The organism is Actinomyces israelii (assembly GCF_030253495.1).
Classification (GTDB): domain Bacteria; phylum Actinomycetota; class Actinomycetes; order Actinomycetales; family Actinomycetaceae; genus Actinomyces; species Actinomyces israelii.
Genome location: NZ_CP124548.1, coordinates 3,549,809 through 3,574,699 on the forward strand (window position 1 = coordinate 3,549,809; position 24,891 = coordinate 3,574,699).

Genomic DNA, 24,891 nt, shown 5'->3' on the forward strand with positions numbered 1-24,891 from the left:
GCGGTCTGGCCGACCGCGGCGAGGCGATGTGGGCAGCCGGGCCGGTCAACCGCGCCCCTCCCGCGCGGCCGCGCCGCCAGCGCCGCCAGCGCCCCTGCCCGCCCCATGACAAACCTCATGCCCGAACCGTGCAGGCCTCATCAGAGCCGGTGACGCCCCGCACTACCGGCGAGAAGACGCCCGGGAGAACCTGGACGCGTCCCGCAGGGGCTCGAAGGAACCGGCATCAGGAGGACGAGATGGCCATAATCGAGGCTGTCGACGTGACGCGCACCTACGGCAGGGGGAGCAGCGCCTTCACCGCCGTCGCCGGGGTCAGCCTCGCCGTCGAGCGCGGCGAGCTCGTTGCGGTCCTCGGCGCCAACGGCGCGGGCAAGACCTCCCTGGTCGAGGTCATCGAGGGCATCGCCCCCGCGACGTCAGGCACGGTCCGCGTCCTGGGCGGCGACCCGGTGCGCGACCGGGCCCTCATCCGGCCCCGCACGGGCATCATGCTCCAGGAGGCCGGCTTCGCCCAGGCCCTCACGGTCGCCGAGACCCTGCGCATGTGGGCGGGGACCCTCACCGACCCGCGCCCCGTGGCCGAGGCCCTCGAGCTCGTGGACCTCGCCCGCCGCGCCAGCGTCCGCGTGAAGTCCCTGTCCGGCGGCGAGCGCCGCCGCCTCGACCTGGCCATGGCCGTCCTCGGCCGCCCCCAGGTCCTCTTCCTCGACGAGCCGACGACGGGACTGGACCCGGCCTCGCGCCGCCGCACCTGGGACCTCATCCGCCGCATGCTCGCCGAGGGCGCCACCGTCCTGCTCACCACCCACTACCTGGAGGAGGCCGAGGACCTCGCCGACCGCGTCCTGATCATGGCCTCCGGCCGCATCCGCGCCCAGGGCACCGTCGCCGAGATCGTCTCGGCCCGGCCCGCGAGCCTGTCCTTCAGCCTCCCGGCGCCCTCACCGATCGACGACGGCGATCTGCACGCCCTGCCCGCACTCGTCGGCGACCCGGAGCGGAGGCGGGACCGGGTCCGCCTGTCCAGCTCGGACCTGCACGCGACCCTGTCTGCGCTCATGCGCCTGGCCGACTCCCGCGCGACCCGCCTGGCGGACATCAACGCCCGCTCGGCGTCCCTGGAGCAGGCCTTCCTGGCACTCGCCCCCGACGACGCCGGCCACGGCGCTCCCCCGGCCGCCTGAGGCCCCGCCCGCCCCATCCACCGTCGTCCACCACCCTCGCCGACCCGCCCCAGGAGCAGACCATGAGCCCAGCCGCCCTCAACAGCCCCGCCGCCCCGGCCGCGCCTCTCGCTGTGCCTCTCGCTGTGCCTCTCGCCGCGCCCCGCACCGCCGGCCCCCTGCGCCGCGTCGCGGCCATCGGGCGGGCGGAGGTCACCCTGTTCGCCCGCAACCCGACGATCCTGGCCACCGCCCTGCTCCTGGCGCCCGCCATGGTCGTGATCACGGGACCGATGCTCGGCCGGGACCTGATCGGCCCGGCCTTCGCGACCTTTCTGACGGAGATGCTCGCGACCTGGTCGCTGCTCATGGTCGTCTACTACAACCTCACGGTCATCTTCGTCACCAGGCGCGAGGAGGGGGTCTTCCAGCGCATGTCCACCGGGGAGGCGACCCCGTGGGAGGCGCTCGCCGGAGCCTGCCTACCGTCGGCCGCGGTCGCCGTCGTCCAGGTGGTCCTCGGGACGGCGGCGGCCATGGCGTTCATGGAGATGCGCTCGCTGGTGAATCCCCTGCTCATGCTGGTCGCCCTGGCGGGCGGGATCGTGCTCCTGGCCGCGGCGGCGGCGTGGAGCTCGACGTGGACCGCGACCGTCGAGGGCGCCCAGTACTCCACCATGCCGGTGTTCACGGTCCTCATGCTCCTGTCGGGGAGCTGCCTGCCCCTGGGCTCCATGCCCGAGGGCCTGCGCGCCGTCGCCGCCAGGAGCCCCCTGTACGCCATGTCCGACCTCATCTCGCTGGGGATGGCGGGAACGAGCCTGGACGGCAGCGTCACCGCCGACGGGTTCGCCGGCGCGCTGGTCGCGGCCGGTCGCCCCGCGGGCACCCTGGTCTGCTGGTGCGCCGCCGCCTGGTGGGCGGCCCGCCGGACCATGCGCTTCACCCGCCGCCGCTGAGGCCCCGCACCCGCCGTCGCCGTCGAACCCGCCGCGGCCCCCGCCGTCGAGATAGACATTTTCGTACGAGGTAGACGGTGTCACCGTCGATCTCGTACGAAAATGTCTATCTCGACGCAGCGAGGAGCCGAAGGAGCCCGCCCATGACCACCACGCCCGCCGTCCGCCCGCCCGGCAGGGGGCGCTGGGGCGAGGGCACCTCCAGGCTGCGCGAGTACACCCTGTGGCCGATGGACGTCCTCCTGGCGCTCTGGCCGCTGGCCCTCGCCCAGTCGTACGCGAACAAGCCGGCCTACACGCACTGGACGCTGCCCTTCCTCGTCCTCCAGGCGGCCGAGGCCACCGCCTGCGGAATCGTCCTCCACCGCGTCGCCGCCCACAAGCTCGACGGCGCGCCGGTCCCCCGGTGGTGCCTGGCGCTCCTGGCCGTCACCGCCGTCGCCGGCGCCGCCACCGCCGTCGGGGCGCTCCCGCCGGGAGTAGCCTCCCCGCCCCGTCTGGCGGCGGAGCTGACCATCGTCGTCGGAGGTCCTCTGTACGTCCTCGCCCCGCTCCTGAGCACCGGCCGGGTCGTCCTGCTCGGCCTGACCTCGGCCGGCGCGGTGGCCGCCGGGACGGCGCTCGCCCGCCGCCTGCTCGCACCGGCCGGCACGGCCTCCCCGCGCGTCCTCATTCCGGTCGCCCTCGCGCTGGTCCTCATCCCTCTGGCGACGCGCTGGTCCTTCGCCATCCTGTCCTCGGTGCGGGCCCAGGAGAAGCTCGACCTCATGCAGGCGGATCTGGCGGTCGCCCAGGAGCGGCTGCGCATCGCCCGGGACCTGCACGACGTCTTCGGGCGCACCCTGACGGCCGTGGCGGTCAAGTCCGAGCTCGCCGCCGCCCTGGCCGACGCCGAGGCGGCACCGCGGGCGGCCGCCGAGTCCCGCCGTGTGCGCGCCCTGGCGGACGACGCCCTCAAGGAGGTACGCGCCGTGCTCGCCGAGTACCGTCGCCCCGACCTGGCCACGGAGCTGGCCGGCGCCCACTCCCTGCTCGCCGCCGCGGGGATCGCCACCCGCACCATCGGCGAGACCTCCGTGCCCGCCTGGGCGGCCGAGCCGCTGGCCCTGGTGCTGCGCGAGGCCGCCACCAACGTCGTGCGCCACTCCGAGGCGCGCTCATGCACCATCCGCGTCACCCTCGACGACGACGGCGCCGCCCTCACGGTCGCCAACGACGGCGCCCGCGCCCCGGCGGCGCAGGCGGGCCCTGTCGGCCCGGTGCCGCCGGCTCGTCCGACCGACGCCCCGGCGCGCCCGGCAGGCCCGACCGACCCAGCGAGCGCGACCGGCCTGTCCGGCCCGGCGAGCGCGACCGACCTGTCCGGCCCGGCCGATGCGGCCGCTCCCGGCGCGGTCGCCTCCGGCGGGCCGGGGCGTGCGCGGCAGGCGCCGTCGTCGGGTCTGGCGGGCCTGGCCGCGCGCATCGGGGCCGTCGGTGGCACCCTGGTCGCGCGCCGGGAGGGCGACGCCTTCACCGTCACCGCCCGCGTGCCGGGGCCGCCGTCGGCCCCGGAAGCCCCGGCGGCGCCGGCCCGGAAGGAGGAGCACCATGACTGAGCCCCCGGCGCCCTCAGGGACCTCGGAGCCCTCAGGGCCCCCGGCGCCCGCGATCCGGATCGTCGTCGCCGACGACGAGACCCTGCTCCGCGACGCCCTGGAGGCCATCCTGTCCCTGCAGGTGGACATCGACGTCGTCGCCGTCGCCGCCTCGGGGACCGAGGCGATCGCCCGGATCGAGCGGCACCGCCCCGACGTGGCGGTGCTGGACCTGCTCATGCCCGGGGCGGACGGGATCGAGGTCGCCGAGGCGGTCGCCGGCCCCTCGCCGGGGACGAGGTGCCTCATCCTCACCTCGCACGCGCGCCCCGGCTACCTCAAGCGGGCGCTGGCCGCGGGCGTGCGGGGATTCGTCCCCAAGACGACCCCCGCGGCCACCCTCACCGAGGTCATCCGCCGCCTTCACGCCGGCCAGCGCTACGTCGACCCCGAGCTGTCCGCCGAGACGATAGCCGCCGGCGACTCGCCGCTGACCCCGCGCGAGGCCGACGTCCTGGAGCTCGCCGCGGGCGGCGCCCCCGTGGACGAGATCGCCCGACGCGCCGCACTCAGCCCCGGGACCGTGCGCAACTACCTGTCCGCCGCCTCCCTCAAGCTGGGCGCGCCCAACCGGCACGCCGCCGCCGAGATCGCGCGGTCCAAGGGCTGGATCTGACGCACCGGGCCCAGCGAGGCAAGACCAACACCACATCCGATATCCAGGAACCTCCCAGAATGCCCGGGCACAGTTGCATACATGGACCGCATCCAGGACTCACGCACGTCTCACGAGGCTCATCTGCTCGTCGTCGACGACGAGCCCAATATCCGCGACCTGCTCGCCTCCTCGCTGCGGTTCGCCGGCTTCGAGGTGACGACTGCGGCCGACGGCAACGGTGCGCTCCACGGCGTCGACGACGCCGAGCCCGACCTCATTGTGCTCGACGTCATGCTGCCGGACATGGACGGCTTCACCGTGGCGCGGCGCCTGCGCGAGCGGGACATCGCCACGCCCATCCTCTTCCTGACCGCCCGCGACGACATGGACGACAAGGTCCAGGGCCTGACCGTCGGGGGCGACGACTACGTTACCAAGCCCTTTGGGCTGGAGGAGGTGGTGGCCCGCATCCGCGCCATCCTGCGCCGGACGCACGGCGCCGCGGATGAGGACGACGGCGTCGTGCGGGTGTCCGACCTGGTGCTGGACGAGGACGCCCACGAGGTGCACCGCGCCGGGGTGGACGTGGACCTGTCTCCCACGGAGTTCAAGCTCCTGCGCTACCTCATGCTCAACGCCGGCCGGGTGGTCTCCAAGGCCCAGATCCTGGACCACGTGTGGGAGTACGACTGGAACGGGGACGCGGCGATCGTCGAGTCCTACATCTCCTACCTGCGGCGCAAGATCGACCAGATCGAGGACCGGGAGGGGCAGAGTGTGGCGCCGCTGATCCAAACCCGTCGGGGAGTGGGCTACATGCTGCGCGAGCCCAAGGGTGAGTGAGCGGTGCGCACCGCCAGGCGGATCGCCCGTCCAGGACCGTCCGGGACCCGCCCCGCTCGCCGCAGCGCCTCGAAGAACACATCCCGTCGCGCCCGCACGAACAGCAACCGCCAGTACCGCCCGACCAAGAAGGGGCGCTGGCACCCGATGACGGCGGTGCGCCGCGCCTGGATGAGCCAGCCGCTGCGCAGCCGCCTGGCCCTGATCACCACGGGCCTGCTCACCACGGGCCTGCTCATCGCTTCCCTGTCGGTCACCTCGCTGCTGTCCACCCACCTGATCCGCCAGATCGACGACCAGCTGCGGGTGACGGCCCAGACGATCGGGCGTCAGGGCCTGAGCCAGATCCGCACCGGCGAGGGCCCGGGAATGCCCTCGACCTACTACGTCGAGGCCCAGTACCTCGACGGCACGTCGGGCCGGATGATCTCCGACGACACGGCCGCCGACTACGGCATCCCCAAGCTGGGCACGCTCTCCCTGGACGAGGCCATCAAGCAGGAGTTCTTCACGGCCGACTCCAACCTCCTGGGGCAGCAGTGGCGCGTCCTGGCCCTGCCGATCACGTCGGAGGGCGAGTACACCGGCGTCGTCGCGATCGCCCTTCCGCTGCGGGACGCCATGCAGACCGTGGAGCGGACCCGTCTGATCGTGGCCTTCACCGACATCTCGGTGATCCTCCTGGGCGCGGGGGCGGCGACCTATCTCGTCCGCCGCGCCTTCCGCCCGCTGCGCCAGATCGAGCGCGTGGCCGGCAGGATCGCCTCGGGGGACCTGTCGTCGCGCGTGCCCAACACGGAGCCGCCCACCACCGAGGTCGGCTCCCTCCAGCGGGCGCTCAACACCATGCTCCAGCGCAATGAGCAGGCCTTCGACGTCCAGGTAGTCGCCCAGGAGCGCATGACCCGCTTCGTCTCCGACGCCTCGCACGAGCTGCGCACCCCCCTGGCCGCGATCCGAGGCTACGGCGAGCTCTACCGCATGGGGGGCGTGCCGCCGGAGCGGACCGACGAGGTCATGGGGCGCATCGAGTCCGAGGCCTCGCGCATGGGCCGCCTCGTCGACGACCTCCTCCAGCTCGCCCGCATGGACGAGGGCCGGGAGATGACCATGGACCGGGTGAACCTGACGGCCCTGGCCGCGGGGGCCCTGACCGACATGATGGTCCTGGCCCCCCCAGCGCGGGTGCGCGCTCATCCCGCTCGACGACGGCGCGGCGGCGGCCGGGCGGGAGGCTCCCGCGGTCACCGTCATCGGCGACAAGGACCGACTCTCCCAGGTGATGACGAACCTGCTGGGCAACGTGGTGCGCCACACCCCCGAGGACTCGCCGGTGGAGGTCGCCGTCGGGCTGCGCCTCGCGCCCGGCGCCTCACGCCCGGGGCCGGAGGGCCGGGCGCCCGCAGCAGCGGGTCCCGGCGCCGCGGGGCAGGGGCTCACCCGCACCGGACGGCGGGCGGCGCGCCGGGGCGCCGGGAGAAGGGGCCGGCAGGGCGAACGGGACTGGCAGGATGCTGCCCGGCCTGGGGCGACGGCTCCCGCCGCCGAGCCTGCGCGGGCCATCGCCGTCGTCGAGGTGCGCGACCACGGCCCGGGCGTGTCTGACCAGGACGCTGAGAAGGTCTTCCGGCGCTTCTACCGGGCGGACACCTCCCGCAACCGTCAGACGGGCGGCTCCGGCCTGGGGCTGGCTATCGTCTCGGCAATCATTGAGCGGCACGGCGGCACGGTGCGCATGGACCGCACCCCGGGCGGCGGGGCGACGGTCCACATCGAGATCCCCGCCCTGCTCCCCGATGCTGCGACTAAAGTTGCGTAAGCGACACGTGAGGCGTCCGAGCCTTGTGTGACCTATAGGTCTCGGACTACTTTAAGTTTTTTTAAAAAGGTGTGCGGCCAAACACGGTTCCAACTTCACAACCTCCGCGACCGGCAATACGATGTTTTTCGTCTTGCACCCTATCTCGGAGGCTCATATGGGCGTCATGGACGCACCACAGTGGCTCCTTCCCGCCTATGTCCGCAGCGTCAGGGCCCTGGGGGCCTCCGCGCCCGTGGAGGCCATCGGCGAGTCGGGGAAGGCCCTCATCGAGATGTGGTCGAGCCCGGACCGTCACTTCCACAACCTCAAGCACGCGATCAACATGCTGGCCCGCGTCGACGAGCTGGCGGACGAGTCCCACGACCCCGACGTCATGCGCCTGGCCGCCTGGTACCACGGCTGCGTCTTCTCCTCCGCCAAGGAGCAGACGTATCGGCGCAACGGCGGCGAGGACGAGGTCGCCTCCGCGGCCTACGCGGCGGGCGACCTGCATCGGCTCGGCCTGCCCGACGCGACGGTGGACCGCATCTGCGCGCTCATCCTCAGCCTGAAGCGCCACAGCCTGCCCCCCAACGACATCGACGCCCTGGCGCTCAACGACGCCGACCTGGGCGCGCTGGCCGTGGAGCCGCAGCAGTACAAGCGCTACCGCCAGCTGGTGCGCCAGGAGTACGCCCACATCCCGGTCGAGGACTACCTGCGCGCCCGCCTGACGATCATCACCCGCCTCCTGGACCGCGAGATGCTGTTCTCCTCCCCGCTCGGGCAGCGCTGGGAGCGGGCCGCCCGTCAGAACCTGCAGGCGGAGAAGCAGCGCCTGACCGACGAGCTCGCCAGGACGTGTCCCGCCGATGCGGACGACGCGGCCGACTCCGGCGCCGGCTCCGAGGCCCCCGCCGGGGAGGGCGGCAGGCGCGCCGGCAGCCGGACCGCGCAGGGGGACCGGGCTCGGGGCTCCCGATCGTCCTCTCACTCCCCGATCCCCTTCCCGGCCTCCACCTCGCCCAGACGGTCCCCGGCGTCGGCCACCTCGCCGCGCACGCCCGCCGACGGCGTCGAGGTCGCCGCCGGCATCCCCCCCTCCTTCCCGCCCCGCCGCAGGCCTCGCCCGCCCGCCCGACGGGATGCCGAGCAGCCCCGACGGGACGCCGAGCACCTGGGCCACACGACAATGGAGTCCTGCGCCGTCGACCTGGACCGGCTGATGTCGAGCCCGCGGCTGCTGGCCGGCACCGGCAACCAGCCGGTGGACCGGGCGGCCCTGGTCGAGGCCGAGCGCGCCAAGCTCGCCGAGCGCCTGCGGCTGCGGACCGAGGCGGCCAAGGCCCTGCGAGAGACGCGGACCGGCGAAATCGCACCGATCACCGCTCCCCTGGCCGACGACGGCGCAGGGAGCCTCTGAGGCGCAAGGCAGCGGGGGTGGCCTGCCTTTCCCCCGGCCCTCCCCGTCGGGCCCGCGCGAGCAGGGCGCCGCGGCGCGCCTCCATCCCGACCAGACGGGCGTCACGGTCGGGCCCGCGCGAGCAGGGCCCCGCGCCCCGCGCCCGGCCGGCCTGCCGCCTGCACCCTGCGCCCAGCCGCCCCGCACCGCCGCCCGCACCCGCCGCATGCCCGCGCCCCGCGCCTGCACCGCCCCCGCGCCGTCGCCTGGCCGCCCGCACCCGCCGCATGCCCGCAGGCACACGCGGACGGCCGCTCAAGGTGCCGCAGGGCTCCACAGGGCGGCCCGTGCGGCGCCCTCCACAGGGCTCGAGGGGCCTGAGTGCGCGGGGCCGGCCCGCCCGCCTACGGTGGTGGCACGCCTCGACGTCGAGGCCATACACCGCGCGGCGCCTCGGCGCCCTCACGAAAGGCCCCCACTATGCCCGTCTTCTCCGTTGACACCCAGGCCGTGGCCGACACGGCCGCCCGCACCCGCACCCGCATCGCCACGATCCAGACCGAGACCGACGGCCTCAAGGGGGACATCGCCCTGCTGCAGTCCTCGTGGACCGGCGGCGCCTCGGACTCCATGGCCGCCTGCGCCGCCGACTGGCACGTGACGGCCATCCAGGTCCAGTCGAGCCTGGACCTCATCAGCCAGGCCCTCGACCAGGCGGCCGTCTCCTACGACGACGCCGAGACCACCAACACCACGCGCTTCGGCCAGGGCCAGGCCGCCATGTGAGCCCGTCTGGCGACGACGGCGGGCCGCCCGCCTGCCCGCGCAGGGGACGGCCCGCCGTCGACGTCGGCATCGATGGCTATCGGGCCGCCCGCCTGCCCGCGCAGGGGACGGCCCGCCGTCGAAGGCACCGCCGCGGCACCGACGATGCCGGCGACGCCGCGCGCATCATGTCATCGGCAGATGGTACATTAAGTGTCGGATATCACAGATCCCCGACCGCGTCGAGGTGGCCTGCCAGTGAACAGTGACATCTATTCAAGTGGAAGCAGCGGAGAAGAATCGGCCCGGGCGGTCACCCGGATCGGCAGGCTGCTGCAAGATACGGAGCAGCGGGTTGAAGACGCTCGTCGTTTAGGCGACCGATTGGCCACGATCCGCCAGACCCCACCTCAAGAGATCGGGCTGTAACTGTGACGGTGGATGTCTCAGGCAGGCTCATCGATCTCCGGCTGCGTGACGCCGTGGCGCACATGAGCCCGGCCGCACTGGCCTCCACGATCCTCACCTGCGTCAACGAGGCCCATGAATCGGCAAGGAAACGGGCCTCCGCCCTGGCGTCCGAGGTCTGGGGAGAGGACTCCGACCTCACGCAGCGGATGCGGCAGTCCTACACGCCGCCTCCGGACGACACCGGCGAGATCCGGAACCGTCATGCCCCGCAGAACGACAGGTACGCGTCGGGGATGATCATTGGCCCCGATTGGTGGCCAGGATCCTCTCGCAACAAGTGACCGCGCATGCCGCGTGCCCGGCTGGTGCAAACACTGTTCGAGGTCGGTGCTCTCACCCGCGCACGCGTCCGGCCGATCCCGGTCGCGTGCGGGGTGCGGCCACGAGCCTGCCTGACGCCGGGCCCTCGCCCCCGATGTCGGTCACGGTCGCGTGCGGGGCGCGGGGCCGCGTCCGCGCGCAGGGCGGGTGTCCGTCAGAATGACATTAGGGCGCCCCGACTCCGTGCACCTCGGAGGAATCCTTGCAATCATGCGGTTCTCCATTCGTGCTTCGGCGCCTCGGGCAGCCAATGTCATTCTGATGGACAACTGTCCGGTCCGCCTCGCGCTGGAGCGTGAGCAGACGCCCGCCGCCTTCCGACCCTGGAGGCCCTCGCCGCCCCCTCTTCGCCGCGATGATCGGTCGTATTCCAGCCCGAGATCGGTTCCAAGGGGCTCAGCGGGCTCCGCCGGCGGGCCTCCATCAGTCCTCCGGGACCCTCAGGAGGCCCTGGGAGCCGGGAGAGCTCAGCCCCAAGAGCTCGAAGAGATTACCGATGGAGCCGAACCATCCGGCATCCGCGAACTATTTATCCAGGGCCACGCCGGGATCAAGGACCAGATTGAACTTCCAGCCTCCCCCTCCCCCTTGTACTGGCTCCGTGAAACTGATAGAGACAATAGGAGGAGGGTCGGCTTCTAACCACGTGACAGTCCCCAGTCCATCGAAATGAGCGCTCTCCCCCAGACGAAGATCCACAGCCTCCACAGGCCCACCACGCGGGCACCACGTCGCAGTGATGACCCACTCGTGATTCACCGACCGCAAATCCTTTGCACGAAAGACCCCACCACCCCTCGTACCAGGCGCGGGAAGAGCACCTCCCATGAAGAGAGTCTCCCCCTGCTCAATCCCGGGGGGCAGGGACACCGAGTGCTTCAACGGATGCGTCCACCACAGGCGCCCCGCAAAAACCGCCACGCAGGACAGCACAAGAACCAGGACGACATTGACGACGATCCCGCGTGCGCCCCTCCACTTTTTCTGCTTCACAACCTCACACCACCCGATTCACGCCCACAGGCCACGACATAGAAACACCGACGACCGCGGGCTATCTCTCCAGGGCCACGCCGGGATCAAGGACCAGATTGAACTTCCAGCCCCCCTCTCCCCCCGCCACGCGCCCTCCAAAATCAATAGAAATAATAGGCGGGGGAGACACTTTCAACCATGTGACAGTCCCCAGTCCATCGAAATGAGCACTCTCCCCCAGACGAAGATCCGCACTCTCCTCGGGCCCACCGCGCGGGTACCATATCGCAGTGATGACCCACTCGTGATTCACCGACCGCAAATCCTCTGCGCTGAACATCCCACCACTCTTCGTACGAGGCGCGGGAAGAGTACCTCCCATGAAGAGAGTCTCCCCCTGCTCAATCCCGGGGGGCAGGGACACCGAGCGCTTCAACGGATGCGTCCACCACAGGCGCCCCGCAAAAACCGCCGCGCAGGACAGCACAAGAACCAGGGCGACAATCTTGACCTCTCGCCTGCCCCTGCCCCCTGATTCACTCGCACGCCCAGCGTCTCCCTGCTCCGTCGCCAGTACGTGCCGCCGCCCGATGCGCATTCTGACACCCTTCGCCTCAGTACGGACTGCCTATGTCCGTGCGGTTGAAGTACTTCTCATAGTCCTCACGGGTTATCCGTATGAGACCATTGTTGTTCTGATTATTCGCCTTAATCTCCGCATCATTGTGTCCCCACGGATTCTTGAGGGTCACATAATCGTCATCGATGTCAACCACTGTGTACGCATGCCCATCATTTTCTCCCTTGCCGAAGTAGTCGCCTCCGACCAACCTGTAGTTGCCCTGGCGGTCGGCGCCGTCGATCCGGCCGTTCCCATTCGTGTCCACGGTCGAAGAAACAACGGCCCCGCCTTTTCCGCTGAAGGCCCCGCCCGTAGTTTCCGCCACAACCGGTTTCCCGTCTTTTACGGCCTGCTCGATCTCATTCCATTCGGCGCCGGTGTATTCATGGTCGTCCCACCACGGCCAGCCCGCGAACCCGGAACCGCCGTGGGTATCGATATGATAGGCGTCCTGGCCCGAGATATGCTCCATGGTCTCCTCGCCATGGCCCCCGTTATCAAGATCTCTGTTCCCGACGTGGGTGCCGTAGGCGCGCTCATAGATATCCAGAAGACTGGACTCGCCCTGCAGTCCGTTATCGTACTGGGTCCGCACCTCGACCTTCACCTCCTTGTCGCCGTCATACAGCTTGACGACGAACGCGCCCTGACCGTCGGCCGCGGTATTGTCCCACCACACGTGGTCACTCAGGAACTGCTGCCCCTCCGGCGTCTCCGAATAGGCCTGCAACGACGCCAGGAGATAGCAGTCGCCAATGCCGCCCTGATGGGGATCCCCCCATCCCCGCGCGCCACTCGCCTGCTCCTTGAGGCGGTCCATCTCGTCCCCGTTATAAGTGGTCCGGTCCTTGGTCTCCTCAGTCTCTCTGCCGATCAACCAGCTCCACTATCCATTATCGCCCGGCTTGTCCTTCTCCGGCGAACCCGTGTTGGCCCCTGAAGCACCGCCACCCGGGCTGCCCAGCGCGGCCGCAGCCCGGGCGGCCGCCAGATCCACCTCGGCCCGCAAACTCGCCCAGGCCCCCGCGATGGCGGACATCGCACCCACTGCCGCACCGGCCTTCGACGGATTCCCCACGGCCTCCAGAAGAACTCGTCCCGCCTGCTCGCGCAGCGCCGCCGCCGCATGAATCGCCGACTCCAGCACCCCGGCATAGTCATCCAGCGCACTCGCGCCCTGACTCAAGCAGCCCACGCCCGCTTCCAAGCCGGACTCAAGACTGCCGGCCGCAGTGGAGAAAGCGGAGGCCGCTTCGCCCTGCCACGACGGCACCGCACCACGCGCCGCGCCGCTCAGACCAACGGCCTCCTCAACAGTCCTGGCGCCAGAGCGCCATGACTCGGCAACCTCGCGCACCCCGCCCGGGTCCCCCTCGATCTGGCCGACCAGCACACCGCCGAGCGCCTCGGCCGTCGTCGTCATCGCAGCCCCTCCCAACCGGTCCCGCCGGCAGCCGCCCCCGCAGCCGCACCGAGCTGAAGACGCCCCGCCCCGGCGCCCAATGAGCCGCCCAGCGCCCGCGCGCCCGCGGCCGACTGCTCATCGACCGCCTCGAAACCGCGCATGGCGGAACCCAGCCCGTCAACGATCCCATCGGCCCTCGCCTCACCGGCCCGAAGCTCGTCCTCGCAATTCGAGCAGAAGGCAGCCGCAGCAGAAGCCAGTACCGCCGCCCCGAACACCCCCTGACTGCCCCGGTCCAGATGGACGCCGCCCAGCGCCACAGCGCACTGATCCATCCGCGACCGCGCCACGGCCAACTCCCCGCCAGCAACTCGCAGTACCACTGCGGACCCTCTCGCAACCCACCGCATACGGCGACTCACCCGGATACACGATATGTGAAATGTACCACGTAGGAGTTTCGGCGTCAGCGGTTTGCGCCTTCCTTCTTCGGGCGGCCAAGGCATCCCTGCCCGCCGCCCGGCCAAGCGCCCCTACCCGCACACAACGGCGGCGGGCCGCTCCCCAGCTCGGGGAACGGCCCGCCGCCGTACTCGACTGCCTGGCGGGAGCCTCGGCCCGACCGGCTTAAGAAGCGGCCGGGCCGGCGCCCACCGAGGTCAGCGGATCAGTACATGCCGCCCATCTCGTCGCCACCGCCGGCGGCCGGCGGGGCCGGGGGCTCCGGCTTGTCCGCAACGACGGCCTCGGTGGTCAGGAACAGGCCCGCGATGGAGGCCGCGTTCTGCAGGGCGGAGCGGGTCACCTTGACCGGGTCGGCGATGCCGGCGGCCAGGAGGTTGACGTACTCGCCGGTGGCGGCGTTCAGGCCCTCGCCGGTGGGCAGGTTGCGGACGCGGTCCACGACGACGCCGCCCTCGAAGCCGGCGTTGACGGCGATCTGCTTGAGCGGGGACTCCAGGGCGACCTTGACGATCGCGGCACCGGTGGCCTCGTCGTCGTCGAGCTCCAGACCGGACAGGGCGGCCTCACCGGCCTGGAGGAGGGACACGCCGCCACCGGCGACAATGCCCTCCTCGACGGCGGCCTTGGCGTTGCGCACGGCGTCCTCGATGCGGTGCTTGCGCTCCTTGAGCTCCACCTCGGTGGCGGCGCCGGACTTCAGGACGGCGACACCGCCGGCGAGCTTGGCGAGGCGCTCGGAGAGCTTCTCGCGGTCGTACTCGGAGTCGGAGTTCTCGATCTCGCCGCGGATCTGGGCGACGCGGGCCTCGATGGCGTCCTTGTCGCCAGCGCCCTCGACGATCGTGGTCTCGTCCTTGGTGACGACGACCTTGCGGGCCTGGCCCAGGTCCTCCAGGGTGGCGTTCTCCAGCTTCAGGCCCACGGTCTCGGAGATGACGGTGCCGCCGGTCAGGATCGCCATGTCCTGCAGCATCGCCTTGCGGCGGTCGCCGAAGCCGGGGGCCTTGACGGCCACGGACTTGAAGGTGCCGCGGATGCGGTTGACCACCAGGGTGGCCAGGGCCTCGGCCTCGACGTCCTCGGCGATGATCGCCAGCGGCTTGCCGGACTGCATGACCTTCTCCAGCAGGGGCAGCAGGTCCTTGACGTTGGAGATCTTGGACTCGACCAGCAGGACGTAGGTGTCCTCCAGGACGGCCTCCTGGCGGTCGGCGTCGGTGACGAAGTAGGGGGAGATGAAGCCCTTGTCGAAGCGCATGCCCTCGGTGACCTCGAGCTCGAGGCCGAAGGTGTTGGACTCTTCGACGGTGATGACGCCGTCGTGGCCGACCTTCTCCAGGGCCTCGGCGATGAACTCGCCGATCTGCTCGTCGGCGGCGGAGATCGAGGCGGTCGCCGCGATCTCCTCCTGGGTCTCGACCTCCTTGGCGTCGGCCAGCAGGCGCTCGACGACGGCCGCGACGGCCTTGTCGATGCCGCGGCGCACGGCGATCGGGTTGGCGCCGGCCGCGACGTTGCGCAGGCCCTCGCGCACGAGCGCCTGGGCGAGCACGGTGGCGGTGGTGGTGCCGTCGCCGGCGACGTCGTCGGTCTTCTTGGCGACCTCCTTGACGAGCTCGGCGCCGATCTTCTCGTAGGGGTCCTCCAGCTCGATCTCCTTGGCGATGGTGACGCCGTCGTTGGTGATCGAGGGGGCGCCCCACTTCTTGTCGAGCACGACATTGCGGCCCTTGGGGCCGAGGGTGACCTTGACGGTGTCAGCGAGGGTGTTCAGGCCGCGCTCCATGCCGCGGCGGGCCTCCTCGTCGAAGGCGATAATCTTGGGCATTGCTGCTCCTTAGCGTGACGGGTGGCCGTGCGGTGCCCGCGACGGACGAGTCGGCCCCCGGCGTTCACGTCACGCCCGGACCCGACCCTCACCTTGCGGCCTGGGTCGTTCACACGCGGCCATCGGGCGGTTATCACTCAACAGCCCCGAGTGCTAACCGCAATGCTGGCACTCGGGGCCGTCGAGTGCAAGGCGCACGGGTTCGCCCTCGGCGGGATCGGGCACAGCACTGCACGGCGTCGAGCGCCCCTGAGCCCGCCGGGAACCGATCTCGACGCGGAAGTGAGCCGACATCGTGCCGGAATACGACCGACCGCGACGAAGGAGGCTGCGGCCGAGGGGCGGGGCCGGCACGACTGCGGCCCGTGGCCCCGGGCGATCCCCGGGGCCACGGGCCCGCATCGTCAAGAGGCCGCTCAACCGCGGGCGTTCCCATGAACCCGCGGGAGGGCCTTCCTTCTTCGCCGGAGCGAGGACCCGGGCTCCCTTAGACCCGAGCCGGCTCTCGTCGGCGGTCCGTCATCGGGCTCCCCAACCCTCGGGACCGCTTCCGTCCAGCGGCGAGCACTATGCAACCCCACGCTCCTGGGAATGCACCGGAGCATCCCCTGTGAGGTTCCTGAGAATCGGGGACTGCGGTGCGCGGCCGAGCGCCCGCCGTCTCTAGGCCGACAGGCCCGCATCCACGGCGGCCAGAATGACCAGCGCGCAGGTCCAGGCCAGGGGCGCCGGACCGGCCGGGGCGCCGTCGTCGTCGACCTTCTCCGCCAGCGCACCCGCCGCCGTGCGGTGCCCGTCCAGCCAGTCCAGGAGCCGCTCGGCCTCCTGCGACCTCCCCAGCGCGACCGCCGACCACGCCAGCAGCGCCGTCTCGGGCGTCCACGAGACGCCGTCGTCGCGCCAGGACGTGCCCGGCCCCACTCCCCCGCCGCCCCGGCGCATGCGGACGACGGCGCTGGCGCGCACCGGCCGCGTCCCCGCCAGCGCCGCCGTGAATGGCGGGCCGACCAGTGCGATCGCGGCGTCGACGTCGTCGTCGCGCACGTGACGGCCCCAGCCGGGGGCGAAGGCCCGCTCCATGGCGGCGCGCACCGCTCTCGCCCGCGCGGCCGACCGCCCCGCCGACGCGCCGATGTCCATGCCCGCCTGCTCCAGGCCGGCCGCCGCCTCCAGGCCGAGGAGCACCGGGGCCGCCACGCCCAGGGTGAGGGTCCGCTCGCGGGTCTCCCAGTAGTCGGGGGAGGCGGCGGGCAGGTGCGACGGCGTGTCGGTCAGGGCCAGCAGGTTCCCGACGGCGCGCGCCGCGGCCGCCCCGCAGGCCTCTTCGAGCTCGTCGGCCCCCGCCCCCTCGGCCAGGGCCCGCCTCGCGGCCCACAGCATCCAGCCGGCCCCGTCTGACTGGGCGGGGCGGGCATCGGGCACGCCGCCGGAAGCCGTGTAGCGCGCCTCGAAGCCGCCGTCGGGCCGCTGCAGGCCGGCCAGGTGCGCCAGGACGCCGAGCGCCTCGCCGTGCAGGCCCACGGCGGAGAAGGCCGCCGCTGCGAAGGAGGCGTCGCGCGGCCAGGTGTAGCGCCAGCCGCCCACGGGCCCGGCGACGACGGCCCCGGGCGGGAAGCGGGTCGGGCCCTCGCCGCCGCCACCTCCCAGAATCGGGCCGGTCAGGGCGAGCAGGTCGGTCAGCGCCGACTCGGACAGATCCGCCCATCGGCCGCCCGGGAGGCGGGCGCCGTTGCGCCGCTGCAGCGCTGCGGCCGCCATTGCGCCCCGAGCGAACGCAGCCACGCGGGTTCCCGGCACATAGGCGGCGGTGCGCCCGGGCGGCAGGGCGCGCAGAACGCCGTCGTCCTCGACGACCACCCCCTCCGACAGGAGGACGGCCGGAGGGCGCCTCCACGAGCGCGCGCCGACGGCGGCGCAGGCCACAACGGCCGCACCCGTGGCGGGCACCAGCACGGATGCGCGCAGAAGGTCGCGGCGGGCGGGCGAGCCGGGGGCTCCCCTCACCCCTGGTCGTCGTGGTAGTCGTCGCGCAGGACGACGGTGATCGGGCTGGAGTCGGAGGCGGTGACCTCGGCGGACTCCACGACGTTGGACACGCCCAGGGCGTCGGCCACGGCCTTGGCGGTCGCGGCGTTCTCCGAGGCCGCGTAGAAGACCGTGGTGGTGGCCGGGTCGTCCTCCGTGTACACCCCGTCGGCCACCACGACGGAGGTGAAGCCCGCGTTCTCGAGCCTGCCGCCCGTGCGGCCGGCCAGGCCGGTGATGTCGGTGCCGTTGTGCACAGTGACGCCCGTGGTCAGGTCAGCGTTACCCGAGGACGTCGGCTCAGGGGTACCGTCCCCGCCGGTCGATGGGCTGCCGCCGGCGTCGGCGGCAGCCTCGGAGGTGGCGGGGGCGGCATTGGCCGAGCCGCTGGCGGAGCCTCCGGAGGACTGCGCGGCCCCGTGCTTGAGCAGGGCGACCGCGCCCCATGCCACGAGCGGCACGACAATGAGCACCACCAGCAACGGGATCCAGCTGCGCCACGCGGGCACCTGAGCACGGTGCACGCCCACGGGAGCAGGCCCGTCGGCGTCCGCGGCGTCGAACTCGTCGTCGGGGAACTGGTAGTCGCTCATCCCGTGAGAATAGCGGGCAACCGTCCCCGCGCGCGGGCGACCCGCGGAACCTGCCGGGCAGGCAGCGTGCAGACGGGTTGCGGATGGGTTGCGGGTGAGTTGCGGACGGGCTGCGAGCGGACTGCGAGCAGGCGATAGGCTTACGGGATGAACGACCCCAAGCCCCTGTCCGAGATCGTCCACCCCTCGTGGGTAGAGGCCCTGTCGCCCGTCGAGCAGACCATCCACGAGATCGGCGCCCGCCTGCGAGAGGAGATCGCGGCGGGACACGGGTACCTGCCGGCGGGGACCGACGTGCTGCGCGCCTTCACCTACCCGATGCAGGAGGTCAAGGTCCTCATCGTCGGGCAGGACCCCTACCCCACCCCCGGGCACCCGATGGGCCTGAGCTTCTCGGTGCAGCCCGGCGTCAAGCCCCCGCGCAGCCTGGAGAACATCTTCGCCGAGATGGTCAGCGACCTGGGCGTGGACCGCCCGACGTCGGGGGACCTCACGCCCTGGTCGCGCCAGGGGGTCATGCTGCTCAACCGAGTCCTGACGGTGCGCCCCGGCGCGCCCGCCTCGCACCGGGGCTGGGGGTGGGAGGCCGTGACCCAGCGGGCGATCGAGGCACTGGTCGAGCGCCCGGAGCCGCTGGTCGCCATCCTGTGGGGCCGCCCGGCGCAGTCGCTGACCCCGATGCTGGGCACGACGCCGATCATCGCCTCGCCGCACCCCTCCCCACTGAGCGCCTCGCGCGGCTTCTTCGGATCCAGGCCCTTCAGCCGGGCCAACGAGGAGCTGGTCCGGATGGGCGCGCAGCCCGTGGACTGGCGCCTGCCCTGACGTGCCCCGGCGCGCGGCGCGCCGCCGCGGGCGCGCCGCGCGCCGAGATAGACATTTTCGGATGAGGTAGACGGTTCGCCGTCTACCTCATCCGAAAATGTCTATCTCGACGGGGACGAGCAGTTGAGCAGGCGTCAGCCGGCGCGATGCTGGTGCATGCGGGTGCCCGGGCCGATCTGGCCCGTGGAGGACAGCGACTCGATGACTCCGGGCTCGCCGACTCCGGGGTCGGGGACGTAGCCGGTGACGGTGTCCACGCCCAGGTCGAGCAGGAGCGGGTGCATGGGCGTGGAGGGGCCCACCAGCACCGTGTGCGCGCCGCCGCCGACCGCCAGATCGATCAGGCGGGGAGCCGACTTGTTGACGAAGCTCGATGAGGAGACGAAGACGTAGTCGGCCTCGGGCAGCAGGTACTCGCAGGCCGTGTCCGGGTAGTCGCCCGGCTCGGGGAAGCGCTCGAGGATCTGCAGGTCGGCGGCCTTCCACAGCGCGCCGCGGGCGAAGGGGAAGTGGCCGATGATCGCGGCGACCCGGCCCTCGACGGCGTCGGCGTAGGGGTCGAAGACCTCGCGCCAGGTCGCTCCCGCACCGGTGGGCACAAATCCCTGTCCGGCGGCGACCTCGGCGTGGGAGTACCACGAGTTGATCGCGGCCAGCCCGACGCTCGCCTCGGCCAGGTTCCAGCTCTTCGTCAGGGCCGCGACATCGCGGATGGGACGGCCCGCGTCCGGGGTGTCGGCGGAGAGCGCCGGGCGGCTCGTCCCCGGCGTGGACCAGGCCGAGCCAATGCCGCCGGCGGAGTTGACGACCCGGGTCCACCGGGTGCCGCGATCGGAGGCGGTGACGGTCACGTCCTCGGGAAGGTCCTCGATGAGGGCGTCGTAGATGTCCCAGGGGCTGGTCACGGGCGATCTCCTTATGGCAGGCGGTTCCTGTTCTCTAGCGGATGAAAGGCACCTTACCCTGCACGCCTCCGCCCCGAACACACCCTCAGACGGCCAGCCCCTCCCCGCCCCCTCGTCCCCCGCTCCCGCCGCCGCCTCAGCACGGAGCCGTGTATCGGACTCGAACCGATGACCTGCTGTTTACAAGACAGCTGCTCTACCAACTGAGCTAACACGGCATTGCGGGTGAGCCTACAGGGTCAACCGGCCGGAGGACGAGTCCGGATCAGCCCCGCCTCGGGTTCGCCCCACGACTCCCCGGGGCCCGCAGGCTCCCACGACTCTCCAGCGCCCCGGCGCCCGGGACGCCCCGACCCGGGCTCAGGCCGAGCCATCGTCCCAGCGCTGCGCCCCGCAGTCGTCACCCTCCAATGAGCTTGGTCAGGCTGTCGGCCGAGGACAACTTGCTGAGATCGACCGTCTCGCCGTCGAGCATGATGGTTGGCGTCCCCTTCAGGCCCTTGTCAGTAAAGGCACTGGTTCCGAGGTCGGTCCACTTGGCGTACACCCTGTCGGTGATCGTGTTCTTGAGATGCGCGGTCACATCGCCGTCCACGCCCGTCTTCTCGGCAACCGAGACGAGCGTCGCCACCGTCTGCCGCGAGCCGTCCCTGGCCTGAACCATCGAGACGAACTCCTCGAAGACCGCATTGTGGTATGCCAGCACCTTATCCGAGTCCTTATCCATAACGAGGCCCACGGCATTCATCACCAGGTCAGTCCAGTCCTGATTGAGAATCTTGCAGGGGTGCAGGACAAGAGTGATTTTGCCGTCGTCGAGCAACGTGGAGATCTCGTCTGCATGGAGAGCGTCGAACTCGGCGCAGTGGGGGCAGGCGTAGTCGAAGAAAACATCGAGCACGGCAGCGCCCTCATTGGTGGTATCAATAACCGAGTTCTTGCCGTAGGTCCACGCACCGTCGTCAGACCGTACAAGGTACGGGATGCCCTGGCTGTTGACGGCCAGCTTCCTCCTCTTCTTCAGCACGCTGGCGGTCACGAGCCCGGCAGCGCCCCCGACGACGGCCACGGCGCCCGCCCCGATCAGGACCCGGCGCGTGACCTTCGCGCGGCGCTCCCGCTTCTCCTGCTCCAGGCGAAGCGCCTGGGCCTTGGCGCGAGCGGCCTCGCGACGCTCGGCCTTGGTCGGACGGGGTGTGTTCGAGGCCACGGAGGACTCCTCAGATCGGCTGCAGGACCGCTGGACGCCCACAAGCTTCAACAGTCCACTGACGACAGGACACTGAGTATTCTGCCTGCCAATCGGCCGACAAGCACTGCGCGAGCACTGCGTCCTGCCTCACGCCCCCGCCGCCCGTCGGCTCTCGGTGGAAAAGCCCATCAGCCCTTGGAGGAGAAGAAGGGGGAGAGCCAGGCGGGAGGAAGCACCCCCATCATGTGAAGGATCACCAGGCCAAGGGCGACGGCGAGCAGGACGGCGGTGGCGATGACGGGCCCGCCCCCGTCACCCAGGACGGCCTCGACCAGGCGCGCCCCGCCCCGCCGCGTCGGCGTCCCCCACGGCGCCAGCCAGGCGATGAGCGCCAGCAGCGCGACCGCGACGTACAGGACCGCGCCCGAACGGTGATACAGGTGCCAGTCCTCCAAGATGGTGGGGCTGCTGTCGTCCGCCCCGACCGCCCTCGCGCCGAGAATCCAGACGGCGCCGAAGACCAGAACCGCCGGAATGAGCGCGAAGACGCCGGCCACGAGCGAGCGCAGCAGGTACCAGGGAGTTCCCGCCCACATGCGTGCGTTGTCCCCGGCCGACACGCGGCCGGCCTCCAGCCTGTGCCAGCGCCGCGCGTCCTCGGCCCGCCCCACGGTCCCCGCCAGCACCAGGACTACCGCGAAAACAATGATCTCCCACCCGGGGACCAGGACTGCCAGCGCCACCATGAGCGCGAACACGGCAAGAATCACAACCGGGTGACGGCGCGGCTCGCGCGCCCACGACGGCAGGGAGGAGACCGGGCTCGGGGCGGAGGGCTGGGCACCGGCGGGCCGGGCGGGGGCCGGCGACGGCGCCGGCATCGGAGCGGGAGTCGGGGCCGGGCGGGGAGCCGGACGCGGCGGCCCGGGCTGGACCGGGTGCACGCCCGCGCCGCTGCCCGGCGCGTACGCCGCCGGGGCCGCGGCTGCCCGCACCCCGGTCGACGGCGTTGCCGGCCGCCCTCCCTCCGGCTGAAAGCTGGGGGACGCGCTGACGGGGGCCGACGCCGATGCCGCCGAAGGCCCCGAGGCGCCGCCGGCGGGCGTACCGAGGTACCCGTAGGCGCCGGGCCTCTGCCCCGCACCGGCGGGGCCGCCGGGGCCGGGCCTGTAGCCGCCGGAAGACGTGCCGGGAGCGGGCCCGTAACCGCCCGATGGGGCGCCCTGGCCACTCCCGTAGCCGCCGGCGAGGAGGCCCGGGCCGGGCCCGTAGCCGCCGGAAGACGCGCCGGGAGCGGGCCCGTAACCGCCCGATGGGGCGCCCGGACCACTCCCGTAACCACCGGCGGGGGCGCCGGGACGCGGACCCGTGCTGGCGGAGGAGGGGCTGGGCCCGCTGCCGTACCCGGCTGGCCCGGCCGCCGGCTGCTGTCCCGACACGATGCCGTAGGCGGCCGAGAACGTGCCGGTGTCCGTGTCGGCCTCGGAGGCCTCGTCGCCGCTCCCGAGGACCTCGTCGACCACGTCCTGCCCGGTCCCGCCGTCGGCGATGTCATCGAGGACCCGCAGCAGGTCCTCGATGCTGAGCCGGTCGGCGGCCTCCGGGGCGAGCGCGGCGACGAAGGCCCGCGCCAGCGCGGGGCAGTCCTCCTCGAGCGCGCCGAGCTCGGGGGTGCCGGCGTAGACGCGCCGGAAGACAGCCTGCCAGGGGCCCGAGCCGAAGGGAGCGCGCCCGGTGACCGCGAACAGGAGCACACCCGCGCAGGCGTACCAGTCGACGCCGGGGCTCGGCTCATCGCCGTCGAGCATCTCGGGCGGGATGAAGCCGGGCGTGCCCGTCACCTGGCCGGTCTGGGTCAGGCGGACGTCGTCGGCGACCTGGGCGATGCCGAAGTCGATGAGGACCGGGCCCTGCACCCCGAGCATGACGTTGGACGGCTTGAGGTCGCGGTGGATGACCCCCGCGGCGTGGACGGCTGACAGGGAGTCCACCAGCCCGTGGGCGAGGTCGGACAGGTCGCGCGCGTCGGTGGACAGGTCGTAGGCGCCCTCGTAGTCGACCTCGTGCTGGAGGGTGGGCCCGTCCACGAGCTCGGTAATGACGAAGGTGACGCCCGAGCCGTCGGCGCCGTCGCCGGTCTCGATGTCGAGGATGCGGGCGACGCGGGAGTCCTTGACGCGCGCCAGGACCGAGGCCTCCCGGTCCAGGCGGCGCCGCGCCATGGGGTCCGCCGCGATCTGGGGGTGGAGGATCTTCATGGCGACGTGGTTGCCCTCGCCGTCGGCGACCTCCCACACCACGCCCATGCCGCCGGCGCCCAGCCGCCGGAGCAGCCGGTAGCCCCCGACGTCCGTGCCGGCACGGAGCCCCGCCAAGGAGATCGGGGTGCCTGTCCCCACATCCGGGTTCTGCGTCATAGCGTCACACTACCGGGCACCTCCGCCACAATATGGGATGTGAGGGGCTTCACCGACCCTGAGGGCCCCTGCGATCGCCATAGATCTACCTGATCGGCCCGGTTATGTGACAACATATGTCCCGCACCCGGCCGTCCGGCCAGGCGCATGTGTCAGTGCGGACACGCATTCGGCACCTTTCACTACGGATCGTCCGGCACGTACCTGCCGGTGAAGGGATACCACCTCATGGCAACTGTGACCTTTGACCACGCCACCCGCATCTATCCGGGCAATGACCGCCCGAGCGTGGATGCCCTGAACCTCGAGATCGCCGACGGCGAGTTCCTCGTCCTCGTCGGCCCCTCCGGCTGCGGGAAGTCGACCTCTCTGCGCATGCTCGCGGGCCTGGAGGACGTCAACGAGGGCCGCATCCTCATCGGAGACAAGGACGTCACCGATGTCCAGCCCAAGGACCGTGACATCGCCATGGTCTTCCAGAACTACGCGCTCTACCCGCACATGAGCGTGCACGACAACATGGGCTTCGCCCTCAAGATCGCGGGCACGCCCAAGGACGAGATCGACAAGCGGGTCCGCGAGGCCGCCAAGATCCTCGGCCTGACCGAGTACCTCGACCGCAAGCCCAAGGCCCTGTCCGGCGGCCAGCGCCAGCGCGTCGCCATGGGCCGCGCCATTGTGCGCAAGCCCAAGGTCTTCCTCATGGACGAGCCGCTGTCGAACCTCGACGCCAAGCTGCGCGTCCAGACCCGCACGCAGATCGCCTCCCTCCAGCGCTCGCTGGGCGTCACGACGGTCTACGTCACCCACGACCAGACCGAGGCCCTGACCATGGGTGACCGCATCGCGGTCCTCAAGGACGGCGTCCTCCAGCAGGTCGGCACCCCGCGCGAGATGTACGACAAGCCCGCCAACGAGTTCGTGGCGGGCTTCATCGGCTCGCCGGCCATGAACCTGGGCCGCTTCACGGTCTCCGGCGACGTCGCCACCCTCGGCGCCGCCAAGATCCAGCTGTCCAAGGCCACCCTGGACGCCATCACGCCCGAGGACGGCGGCAAGGTCACCATCGGTTTCCGTCCGGAGTCCCTTGAGGTGGTCTCCGCCGAGGACGAGCACTCCATCCCGGTGCGCCTGTCCTTCGTGGAGGAGCTGGGGAGCGACGCCTACATCTACGGCGAGCTCGTCGGCGCCGAGGACTCGGAGGAGAAGCTGGGCTCCGGCGAGGACTCCAGCCAGGTCATTGTCCGCGTTCCCCCGCGCACCGCTCCGGAGCCGGGCGAGACCGTCTACGTGCGCATCAAGCCCGGCGAGGAGCACATCTTCTCCGCCTCGACGGGCAAGCGCCTGCCCGCCTGAGCCTGAGCCTCTCAGTCGGGCGCACAGTCCGGGTATCGCCCGGCATCCGGGAGCCCCGCCCTCACGGCGGGGCTCCCGCACGTTCCCGCCTCCCGAACCCCTCGATGGCTGGTTCCACCAGGGCGGCGGGCGGGCGCGGCGCCCGTCTGGCCCGGCTCGCGGCTGCTGGGATCATCCAGACGGGTGATTCCGGAGGCGCTGGTTGTGCCCGGTCTTCGCGGCCGTCCGGGAGATTCGCCTGCGGTAACGCTCTATCTGTCGGGCCGCCTCTCTCCCATGTGCAACCCGCCTCCGCGCCCGTCCCTCGGCATCGCCGCCCG

19 protein-coding genes, 1 tRNA gene and 1 pseudogene are annotated in these 24,891 nt (G+C 71.7%); 11 read left to right on the plus strand and 10 right to left on the minus strand.

Annotated features, from left to right (window positions below):
- The first annotated feature begins 239 nt into the window (after positions 1-239).
- From AIF0345_RS14750 to AIF0345_RS14790, 9 genes and pseudogenes are all read left to right on the plus strand, one after another.
- Positions 240-1,187, plus strand: coding sequence for an ABC transporter ATP-binding protein (locus AIF0345_RS14750; protein ID WP_285296573.1), 948 nt, complete (start codon positions 240-242; stop codon positions 1,185-1,187).
- Positions 1,188-1,249: 62 nt separating this feature from the next.
- Positions 1,250-2,125 carry an ABC transporter permease gene (locus tag AIF0345_RS14755; protein WP_285296574.1) on the plus strand — a complete coding sequence of 292 codons (876 nt, stop codon included), beginning with the start codon at positions 1,250-1,252 and terminating at the stop codon, positions 2,123-2,125.
- A gap of 143 nt (positions 2,126-2,268) precedes the next feature.
- Positions 2,269-3,723, plus strand: coding sequence for a histidine kinase (locus AIF0345_RS14760; RefSeq protein WP_285296575.1), 1,455 nt, complete (start codon positions 2,269-2,271; stop codon positions 3,721-3,723).
- The gene (locus AIF0345_RS14765) at positions 3,716-4,378 is read left to right on the plus strand and encodes a response regulator transcription factor (RefSeq protein WP_268917280.1); all 663 of its coding nucleotides are present in this window, start codon (positions 3,716-3,718) and stop codon (positions 4,376-4,378) included. Before AIF0345_RS14760 ends, AIF0345_RS14765 begins: the two co-directional genes overlap by 8 nt.
- An 81-nt stretch (positions 4,379-4,459) precedes the next feature.
- Entirely contained in the window at positions 4,460-5,203 is a 744-nt protein-coding gene (locus AIF0345_RS14770; protein WP_043563718.1) for a response regulator transcription factor, read from the plus strand.
- A 147-nt stretch (positions 5,204-5,350) separates the two neighbouring features.
- Positions 5,351-7,022 (plus strand): annotated as a pseudogene (locus AIF0345_RS14775) (sensor histidine kinase).
- 157 nt (positions 7,023-7,179) lie between these two features.
- Positions 7,180-8,427 (plus strand): HD domain-containing protein, encoded by a 1,248-nt coding sequence (locus tag AIF0345_RS14780; protein WP_043563714.1) that lies wholly within the window; start codon positions 7,180-7,182, stop codon positions 8,425-8,427.
- 459 nt (positions 8,428-8,886) lie between these two features.
- A complete protein-coding gene (locus AIF0345_RS14785) occupies positions 8,887-9,192 on the plus strand; it encodes a WXG100 family type VII secretion target (RefSeq protein ID WP_043564216.1) in 306 nt (101 codons plus the stop codon).
- A gap of 362 nt (positions 9,193-9,554) precedes the next feature.
- Positions 9,555-9,923 (plus strand): YbaB/EbfC family nucleoid-associated protein, encoded by a 369-nt coding sequence (locus AIF0345_RS14790; RefSeq protein ID WP_285297954.1) that lies wholly within the window; start codon positions 9,555-9,557, stop codon positions 9,921-9,923.
- Between the two features lie 1,629 nt (positions 9,924-11,552).
- Here the strand turns inward: AIF0345_RS14790 and AIF0345_RS14795 are convergent.
- The 6 genes from AIF0345_RS14795 to AIF0345_RS14820 form a co-directional block, all read right to left on the minus strand.
- Positions 11,553-12,437, minus strand: a complete 885-nt coding sequence (locus AIF0345_RS14795) for a C2 family cysteine protease (RefSeq protein WP_285296576.1) — start codon at positions 12,435-12,437, stop codon at positions 11,553-11,555.
- A gap of 9 nt (positions 12,438-12,446) precedes the next feature.
- Positions 12,447-12,983, minus strand: a complete 537-nt coding sequence (locus AIF0345_RS14800; RefSeq protein WP_285296577.1) for a WXG100 family type VII secretion target — start codon at positions 12,981-12,983, stop codon at positions 12,447-12,449.
- Positions 12,980-13,300, minus strand: a complete 321-nt coding sequence (locus AIF0345_RS14805; protein WP_156966806.1) for a hypothetical protein — start codon at positions 13,298-13,300, stop codon at positions 12,980-12,982. Before AIF0345_RS14805 ends, AIF0345_RS14800 begins: the two co-directional genes overlap by 4 nt.
- Before the next feature lie 332 nt (positions 13,301-13,632).
- Positions 13,633-15,258, minus strand: coding sequence for a chaperonin GroEL (groL, locus tag AIF0345_RS14810; protein WP_043564221.1), 1,626 nt, complete (start codon positions 15,256-15,258; stop codon positions 13,633-13,635).
- 663 nt (positions 15,259-15,921) lie between these two features.
- Entirely contained in the window at positions 15,922-17,262 is a 1,341-nt protein-coding gene (locus tag AIF0345_RS14815) for a glycoside hydrolase family 15 (protein WP_268917284.1), read from the minus strand.
- A complete protein-coding gene (locus AIF0345_RS14820) occupies positions 17,259-17,876 on the minus strand; it encodes a LytR C-terminal domain-containing protein (RefSeq protein WP_043564225.1) in 618 nt (205 codons plus the stop codon). The genes AIF0345_RS14815 and AIF0345_RS14820 overlap by 4 nt, the downstream gene beginning before the upstream one ends.
- Positions 17,877-18,023: 147 nt before the next feature.
- On the opposite strand from AIF0345_RS14820, the gene AIF0345_RS14825 reads away from it, so the two are divergent.
- On the plus strand, positions 18,024-18,701 hold the full coding sequence (locus AIF0345_RS14825) for a uracil-DNA glycosylase (RefSeq protein WP_268917285.1): 678 nt from the start codon (positions 18,024-18,026) through the stop codon (positions 18,699-18,701).
- 134 nt (positions 18,702-18,835) lie between these two features.
- Here the strand turns inward: AIF0345_RS14825 and AIF0345_RS14830 are convergent, their stop codons facing one another.
- The 4 genes from AIF0345_RS14830 to AIF0345_RS14845 form a co-directional block, all read right to left on the minus strand.
- Positions 18,836-19,606 (minus strand): Rossmann-like domain-containing protein, encoded by a 771-nt coding sequence (locus AIF0345_RS14830; RefSeq protein ID WP_043564227.1) that lies wholly within the window; start codon positions 19,604-19,606, stop codon positions 18,836-18,838.
- Positions 19,607-19,751: 145 nt separating this feature from the next.
- Positions 19,752-19,824, minus strand: a tRNA-Thr gene (locus AIF0345_RS14835).
- Positions 19,825-20,006: 182 nt separating this feature from the next.
- Complete coding sequence (locus tag AIF0345_RS14840; protein WP_285296578.1) at positions 20,007-20,816, minus strand: DsbA family protein; 810 nt, start codon at positions 20,814-20,816, stop codon at positions 20,007-20,009.
- Between the two features lie 170 nt (positions 20,817-20,986).
- A complete protein-coding gene (locus AIF0345_RS14845) occupies positions 20,987-23,215 on the minus strand; it encodes a serine/threonine-protein kinase (RefSeq protein WP_268917287.1) in 2,229 nt (742 codons plus the stop codon).
- 228 nt (positions 23,216-23,443) lie between these two features.
- Between AIF0345_RS14845 and AIF0345_RS14850 the strand changes: the two genes are divergently transcribed.
- Positions 23,444-24,571, plus strand: a complete 1,128-nt coding sequence (locus AIF0345_RS14850; protein WP_043563065.1) for an ABC transporter ATP-binding protein — start codon at positions 23,444-23,446, stop codon at positions 24,569-24,571.
- The last annotated feature ends 320 nt before the right edge of the window (positions 24,572-24,891 follow it).